Genomic DNA, 7,674 nt, shown 5'->3' on the forward strand with positions numbered 1-7,674 from the left:
GCAATGCGATAACTAATTTTCGTACTTTAATAACATAATTCGCGTCACAAGCGATCGAGAGCCAAGTCCCAGAGAGAGGTCATGAAACAGCAAACGACGATTCTTGCCGGCGCCCTCGCGGCCCTGCTTCTTGGCGGCCATGCCTTCGCGGCAGAACTCCGGATCGGCACGGCAGCCGAGCCGAGCTCCCTCGACCCGCACTATCATAACCTGACACCGAACAACACGGTGCGCCGCCACATCTTCGAATCGCTCGTCGATCAGGATGCGAAGCAGCGTCTGATCCCCGCGCTCGCCGAATCTTGGCGCGCGGTTGACGACAAGACGTGGGAGTTCAAGCTCCGCAAGGGCGTCAAGTTTCATGACGGCAGCGAGTTCACCGCGCAGGACTTCGTCTACACCCTCTGCCGCATTCCGAACGTCGCCAACAGCCCGTCCTCCTTCACGCTCTACACCAAGGGTGTCGACGCGGTGGAGACGCCCGATCCCTACACGATCATCGTCAAGACCGCCGCCCCCTATCCGCTCCTGCCCGTCGAGATGACGACTTTCGGCATCATCTCGGCCAAGGCCGCCGGCGGCGAGAAGGTCACCTTCGACAAGGCCGGGTGCAAGGCCGACTCCTGGCCAGCGACGCAGGCGTTCAACGACGGCACTCTCACGATCGGAACCGGCCCGTTCAAGCTCGCTGAATACCGCAAGGGCGAGCGCATCGTGCTCGATCGCAATCCTGACTACTGGGGCACGAAGCCGGAGTGGGACAAGGTCACGTTCCGTCCGATCACCAGCGACGGACCGCGCATGGCGGCGCTCCTCGCCGGTGACGTCGATCTCGTGGACGAGCCGCCGCTGCAGGACCTGGAGCGGCTGCGCAAGGACCCGAAGGTCTCCGTGGTCGAGACCCTGTCGAACCGCGTCGTGTATCTCGCCCTCGATCAGGCCGAGCCGACCCCGACCATCAAAGGCACCGACGGCAAGAACCCGCTGCGCGACATCCGCGTGCGCGAGGCGCTCTCGCTGGCCATCGACCGCGAGGCCATCGTCAAGCGCATCATGAACAATACCGCGGAACCGGCAGCCCAGCTCCTGGCTCCCGGCCTGTTCGGCACCAACCCGGACCTCAAGGTCAAGAGCGACCAGAAGAAGGCCAAGGAACTGCTGACGGCGGCCGGCTATCCCAACGGCTTCGAGCTGACCATCGGCACGCCGAACGACCGCTACATCAACGACGAGAAGATCGCCCAGGCGGTTGCTCAGATGTACAGCCGTATCGGCATCAAGACGCAGGTGGATGCCGCGACCGTCAACGTGTTCTTCTCCCGCCGCAACAAGGGCGAGTTCAGCGTGTATCTCGCCGGCTGGAGCGCCGCCACGGGCGAAGCCTCGTCGCCGCTCAAGTCTCTCGTGGCCACGCGGATCAAGGAGAAGGGCTTCGGCCCGACCAACTACACCAGCTATTCGAACCCGAAGCTGGACGAGCTGCTGACGAAGGCGCTCGCCACGGTCGACGACGCCGCGCGCGAGAAGCTGCTGGCCGAGACCATGAAGGTCGCCATGGAGGACTACGCGGTCCTGCCCCTGCACTACGAGGTCACCTCGTGGGCCATGCGCAAGGGCCTGAGCTACGAGCCCCGCGCCGACCAGTACACCCTGGCCGCGTCGATCCGCTCGGCGAAGTAAGCCTCTTCATCGGACACTCTCGGGGGCGGACTTCCGCCCCCGTTTCCTTCCCGCCCGCCAACCGGAATTCGACATGCTGGTTTTCCTGATCCGGCGCCTTGCCCAGAGCGCGATCGTCATCGCGGTCATGTCCGTCCTGGTCTTTGCCGGCATCTTCGCGATCGGCAATCCGATCGACGTGCTGATCAGCCCGGAGGCCGACGAGATCGAGCGGGCGGCCGCCATCGCAAGGCTCGGCCTCGACCGGCCGATGCACGAACAATTCCTCTCCTTCGCCGGCAATGCCCTCTCCGGCGACCTTGGAACGTCCTTCGTTCACGGCGTCCCGGCCATCGGCCTCGTCCTCGAGCGATTCCCCGCGACCCTCGAACTCGCTCTGCTCGCGATGATCATCGCGGTAGTCATCGGCATCCCGCTTGGGATCTGGGCGGGCCTGAAGCCGGATTCGGCCGCGGGCCGCATCATCATGGCGGGCTCCATCCTCGGATTCAGCCTGCCCACCTTCTGGGTCGGCATGCTGCTGATCATGGCCTTCGCGGTGTCGCTCGGGTGGCTTCCGGCCAGCGGTCGCGGCGCAACCGTGGACGTGTTCGGCGTTCCCTTCAGCTTCCTCACGCTCAACGGCCTGAAGCACATGTTCCTGCCGGCCCTGAACCTCGCTTTGTTCAAGGTATCGCTCGTGATCCGCCTCGCCCGCGCCGGCACCCGCGAGGTGGCCCTGCAGGACTATGTGCGCTTCGCCCGTGCGAAAGGCCTGTCGCCTGCCCGCATCGTCGGCGTGCACATCCTCAAGAACATCATGATCCCGGTCGTGACCGTGCTCGGACTCGAATTCGGCTCGGTGATCGCCTTCTCGGTCGTGACCGAGTCGGTCTTCGCCTGGCCCGGCATGGGCAAGCTGCTGATCGACAGCATCCTGCTGCTCGACCGGCCCGTGGTCGTGGCCTACCTCCTGGTCACCGTGCTCCTCTTCATTGTCATCAATCTCGTGGTCGACCTGCTCTATTCGCTGCTCGACCCCCGCATCCGCCTGGGAGGCGCCAAGGCATGACCGCCGCAAGCCCCGTCTCCGCCGCCCCGAAGGTCGAAACCCCGCTCAAGCGCTTCGTCGTCGGGTTCCTCGACAGCCGTGTCGCCATGCTCGGCCTCGTTCTGCTCGCGCTCGTGGTCTTTTCGGCCCTGCTGGCTCCCTGGATCGCACCGCAGGACCCCTACGACCTGAGCAAGCTCGACATCATGTCGGGCATGCTGCCGCCGGGCAGCGCCGATATGGACGGCAACGTCTTCTGGCTCGGCTCTGACGAGCAGGGTCGAGACCTCCTGAGCGCGATCCTATACGGACTGCGGACGAGCCTCCTCGTCGGCTTCTCGTCGACCGCCATCGCTCTCGCGATCGGGCTGGTCATCGGCATGGTCGCGGCTTATGCAGGCGGCGGCACCGACGCCACCATCATGCGTCTGGTCGATATTCAACTCTCCTTCCCGGCGATCCTCATTGCGCTGATCCTCCTCGCCGTGCTCGGCAAGGGCGTGGACAAGGTGATCGTCGCGCTCGCGGCGGTGCAATGGGCCTACTATGCCCGCACGGTGCGCAGCGCCGCGCTGGTGGAACGGCGCAAGGAATATGTCGAGGCGGCGCAGTGCCTCGCCCTGCCGAAGGGGCGCATCGTCCTGCGCCACCTCCTGCCGAACTGCCTGCCGCCCCTGATCGTGGTGGCGACCGTGCAGGTCGCCCATGCGATCACCCTCGAGGCGACCCTGTCGTTCCTGGGCGTCGGCGTTCCCGTGACCGAGCCGTCGCTCGGCATGCTGATCGCGTCCGGCTTCGACTACATGCTCAGCGGCGAATTCTGGGTCAGCGTGTTCCCGGGCCTCGCCCTGCTGATCACCATCGTCAGCATCAATCTCGTCGGCGACCAGATGCGCGACGTCCTCAACCCGCGCCTGCAGCATTGAGGAGGCGACCATGACGCGACAGGAACCGGTGCTCGAGGTCGAGGACCTGCGCACCCACTTCTTCACCCGCGGCGGGGTCGCCAAGGCGGTGGACGGCGTGAGCTTCACGCTCAACCGCGGCGAGATCCTGGGGCTCGTCGGCGAATCCGGCTCCGGCAAGTCGGTCACCGGCATGTCCATTCTCGGGCTTATCGATCCTCCGGGCCGGATCGTCGGCGGCGCCGTGCGCTATCGCGGCGAGGACCTGGTGAAGGCCGGCGAGAAGCGCCTGCGCCAGCTGCGCGGCAACCGTATCGCCATGATCTTCCAGGATCCGATGATGACGCTGAACCCGGTGCTCAGCGTCGAGACCCAGATGGTTGAGACCGTGCTCGCCCACGACAAGGTTTCACGCCAGCAGGCGCGCGAGCGAGCCCGCGAGGCGCTGGTCCGAGTCGGCATTCCCTCCCCAGACGAGCGTCTAGCTGCGTACCCGCACCAGTTCTCGGGTGGCATGCGTCAGCGCGTTGCCATTGCCATCGCGCTGCTGCACCAGCCTGACGTGATCATCGCCGACGAGCCGACCACGGCCCTCGACGTGACGATCCAGGCCCAGATCCTGTTCGAGGTGCAGAAGCTGTGCCGCGAGACCGGGACCGCGCTCGTCTGGATCACCCACGACCTCGCTGTGGTGTCGGGTCTCGCCGACCGAATTGCCGTGATGTATGCCGGGCGCGTCGTGGAGACAGGCACGACCGTCGAGGTGATCGACGGGGCGCGGCACCCGTACACCCATGGCCTCCTCGGGTCCGTTCCGAGCCGAAACCGGCGCGGCGAGCCGCTGTCCCAGATCCCCGGAATGACACCGTCCCTGCTCAACCTGCCGGAAGGCTGCGCCTTTCGACCGCGCTGCCAGCGCGCCACCGAGATCTGTCTGGCCGTCCCGCCCCTGTCCGACGGCGGCCATGGCTGGCGCTGCTTCCATCCTGAAGGGGCCGCCGCATGACCGCTTCCTCCTCGCCGCTCGCCGCCCCTCCGTCGACCGAGCCGGCCAGCCCTACCTCCATGCTCGAACTCTCGCACCTGACCAAGCGGTTCTCGACCAAGCTCGACTTCGCGGAGCGTCTGGCGAAGCGGCTCGGCGCCAAGGTCCAGGAATACGATGTCCATGCGGTGGACGACGTGAGCCTGAACATCGCTCCCGGCGAGGTCGTCGGCCTCGTCGGAGAATCCGGATGCGGCAAGACCACGCTCGGGCGCATGGTGGCCGGCATCACGCCGCCGAGCGCAGGCCAGATCCTCTATCGGGGCCGGCCGATCGCCTCCCTGTCCTCCGACGAGGCGCGCAAGGCGAAGCTCAAGATCCAGATGGTGTTCCAGGATCCGATGGCATCGCTCAACCCCCGCCTGCGCGTGTCCGAGATCATCGGCGAGGCGCCGCGCGTGCACGGCCTCGTGTCGCGTGCCGGGCAAGCCGACTATGTCGCGTCCGTCATGCGCAAGGTCGGCCTCGATCCGGCCTATGCGGCACGCTTCCCGCATCAGTTTTCAGGCGGCCAGCGCCAGCGCATCGGCATCGCTCGCGCGCTTGCCGTGCAGCCCGAATTCCTGGTCTGCGACGAGTCGGTAGCGGCCCTCGACGTCTCGATCCAGGCACAGATCATCAACCTGTTCATGGAACTGCGCCGGGATCTCGGCCTCACCTACCTCTTCATCAGCCACGACCTCGGCGTGGTCGAGCACATCGCCGACCGCACGGTCATCATGTATCTCGGCCGGGTGGTCGAGATCGCTCCGACGGCCGAATTGTTCGCCGGCCCGAACCACCCATACAGCCGTGCGCTCCTGGACGAGGCGCCGCGGGTCGACACCCGGAAGCGGACCTTCGCGCCGATCAAGGGCGAGATTCCCTCCCCTCTCGATCCACCCGCCGGCTGCGCCTTTCATCCGCGCTGCCCTCTGGCGCTGCCGCGCTGCAAGGCGGAACGCCCACGCCTGCGCGAGATTGCGCCCGGCCGGCTCTCGGCCTGCCATCTGAACGACATGCATTGAGCCGACGATTGCTCAGTTGAACCCCGGAGAGACGATGCCCACTGACGATCTCGTCAGCCTCGACCTGATCCGTGATCTGGTCGGTTTCGACACCACGAGCCGGAACTCCAACCTGGAGCTGATCGGCTACATCCGCGACTATCTCGGCCGGCTCGGCATCGAGAGCACGCTGGTGTTCGACGACACGGGGCAGAAGGCCAGCCTCTACGCGACGATCGGACCGAAGGACCGGGGCGGCATTCTTCTGTCCGGGCACACGGACACGGTGCCGGTGGATGGTCAGGACTGGACGAGCGACCCGTTCACCCTCACCCGACGCGGCGATCATCTCTACGGCCGCGGCACTGCGGACATGAAGAGTTTCGTGGCCATCGCGCTCGCCTTCGCGCCGGACTTCGCGAAGGCCGACCTGACGACCCCGATCCACTACGCGTTCTCCTATGACGAAGAGGTCGGCTGCGTCGGCGTCCGTCCGCTCATCGCTCATCTGAACACGCTGCCGGTGCAGCCGCGCATGGCGATCATCGGCGAACCGACCGAAATGCAGATCATCTGCGCGCATAAGGGCAAGCTGGCGATGCGCTGCCGGGTCGAGGGCCTGTCGTGCCACTCCTCGCTTGCGCCGAAGGGCGTCAACGCCGTCGAGTATGCGGCCGACGTGGTGTCGTACCTGCGGAGCATGGCCCGCAGAATCGCAACCGAGGGGCCGTTCGACGAGGGCTTCGACATCCCTCACACGACCGTGCATACGGGCGTGATCCGCGGCGGCACGGCGCTCAACATCGTGCCGAAGGAGTGCACCTTCGACTTCGAGTTCCGCTACTTGCCGCAGCAGGACCCCGCGGCCCTGCTGGCGGAAGTCCAGCGTTACGCCCATGAGGTGCTGGAGCCTGAGATGAAGGCCGCTGCGCCGGGTGCCGGGTTCTCCTGGCAGCAACTGTCCGCGACGCCCGGGCTGGATGTGGCGCCGGAGGAGGAAGTCGTCACCCTCGCCAAGGCGATTGCAGGACAGAACGGCCAGTCGAAGGTCGCATTCGCTACGGAGGCGAGCTTGTTCCAGAAATCCGGCGGGATCCCCGCCGTGGTCTGCGGGCCCGGCAATATCGCCCAAGCCCACAAGCCGGATGAATACATCGCGCTCAGCGAAGTGGCGAAGGGAGAGGCCTTCATGCGCCGCCTCCTCGCAACGGTCACGGCCTAACGGAGCGCCCTGCGGAAGCGCCGCTCGCACTCCTCCCGTCACAAACGAAAGCAGCCCCGGCCGAAGCCGGGGCTGCGATGTGTCAAGACCGGATGGTCCGAGACTTAGATCGTGTAGAAGTCCGACGCCGACAGGGCGAGACCCGCAGCGACCTTGGCGAACTGGACCGCCGCGATGCTGCCGGAACCGTCCGCATCGTACGACAGCGTGCCAGTGGCCTTGTCGTAGATGATGTGATCGTTGTGGTCGAGCGCCTTCGTGCCGACGCGGAACACGTCCGACCCGAGAGTCTGCACCCAAAGCGACGTGAACACCTTCGAGGAGAACTGGATCTTGTCAACACCGGGAGTGAAGTCGGTGATGGTGGCGACGCTCGTGGCGTTGAGGGCCGTATCGAACACGAAAGTGTCGCTGCCCGCGCCGCCGGTCAGGACGTCCATGCCTCCCTTGCCGTAGATCTTGTCGTTGCCGCCGTTGCCGACGATCTTCTCGGCCACACTGGTGCCGGTGAGGACGTCATTGCCCGAGGTGCCGTTGATCGTCTTGATCGTGGACGGCTCCGTCGGAGCAGGCGTGGGAGCGGGCGCCGGGATCGGGGCGCTGGTGCCGGTGTCGGCGGGCGCACCGTGGTTTGCGGCGGTCGCGGACGAGCCGTAGGAGAGGTCCAGCCCCTTGACGTTGTAGGCGATGGTCTCGCCGCCGGCCGGGGAGGAGCGGTAGATGCCCATGTTCCAGTGGGTGGTGCTCTGGTCGGTGTAGCCGACCGCGCCGGAGTAGTTGACCACCTGCTGGCCGTCGAGCCAGAC

7 protein-coding genes are annotated in these 7,674 nt (G+C 66.1%); 6 read left to right on the forward strand and 1 reads right to left on the reverse strand.

Features of this window, described 5'->3' with window-relative positions; translation table 11 throughout:
- The first annotated feature begins 81 nt into the window (after positions 1 to 81).
- The 6 genes from DES45_RS21340 to argE all read left to right on the forward strand — a co-directional run bounded on the left by DES45_RS21340 (position 82) and on the right by argE (position 6,868).
- On the forward strand, positions 82 to 1,680 hold the full coding sequence (locus tag DES45_RS21340; RefSeq protein WP_114772398.1) for an ABC transporter substrate-binding protein: 1,599 nt from the start codon (positions 82 to 84) through the stop codon (positions 1,678 to 1,680).
- A gap of 73 nt (positions 1,681 to 1,753) precedes the next feature.
- On the forward strand, positions 1,754 to 2,731 hold the full coding sequence (locus DES45_RS21345) for an ABC transporter permease (protein ID WP_114772400.1): 978 nt from the start codon (positions 1,754 to 1,756) through the stop codon (positions 2,729 to 2,731).
- Complete coding sequence (locus tag DES45_RS21350) at positions 2,728 to 3,636, forward strand: ABC transporter permease (protein ID WP_114772402.1); 909 nt, start codon at positions 2,728 to 2,730, stop codon at positions 3,634 to 3,636. Before DES45_RS21345 ends, DES45_RS21350 begins: the two co-directional genes overlap by 4 nt.
- 10 nt (positions 3,637 to 3,646) lie before the next feature.
- On the forward strand, positions 3,647 to 4,621 hold the full coding sequence (locus DES45_RS21355; RefSeq protein ID WP_114772404.1) for an ABC transporter ATP-binding protein: 975 nt from the start codon (positions 3,647 to 3,649) through the stop codon (positions 4,619 to 4,621).
- Positions 4,618 to 5,667, forward strand: a complete 1,050-nt coding sequence (locus DES45_RS21360; RefSeq protein ID WP_114772406.1) for an ABC transporter ATP-binding protein — start codon at positions 4,618 to 4,620, stop codon at positions 5,665 to 5,667. The genes DES45_RS21355 and DES45_RS21360 overlap by 4 nt, the downstream gene beginning before the upstream one ends.
- Positions 5,668 to 5,701: 34 nt before the next feature.
- Positions 5,702 to 6,868 (forward strand): acetylornithine deacetylase, encoded by a 1,167-nt coding sequence (argE, locus tag DES45_RS21365; RefSeq protein ID WP_114772408.1) that lies wholly within the window; start codon positions 5,702 to 5,704, stop codon positions 6,866 to 6,868.
- A gap of 104 nt (positions 6,869 to 6,972) precedes the next feature.
- On the opposite strand, the gene DES45_RS25280 is transcribed toward argE, so the two are convergent.
- The coding region (locus tag DES45_RS25280; protein WP_425374301.1) for a calcium-binding protein at positions 6,973 to 7,674 on the reverse strand (702 nt) is incomplete at its 5' end.

It is taken from the genome of Microvirga subterranea, from assembly GCF_003350535.1.
GTDB lineage: Bacteria > Pseudomonadota > Alphaproteobacteria > Rhizobiales > Beijerinckiaceae > Microvirga > Microvirga subterranea.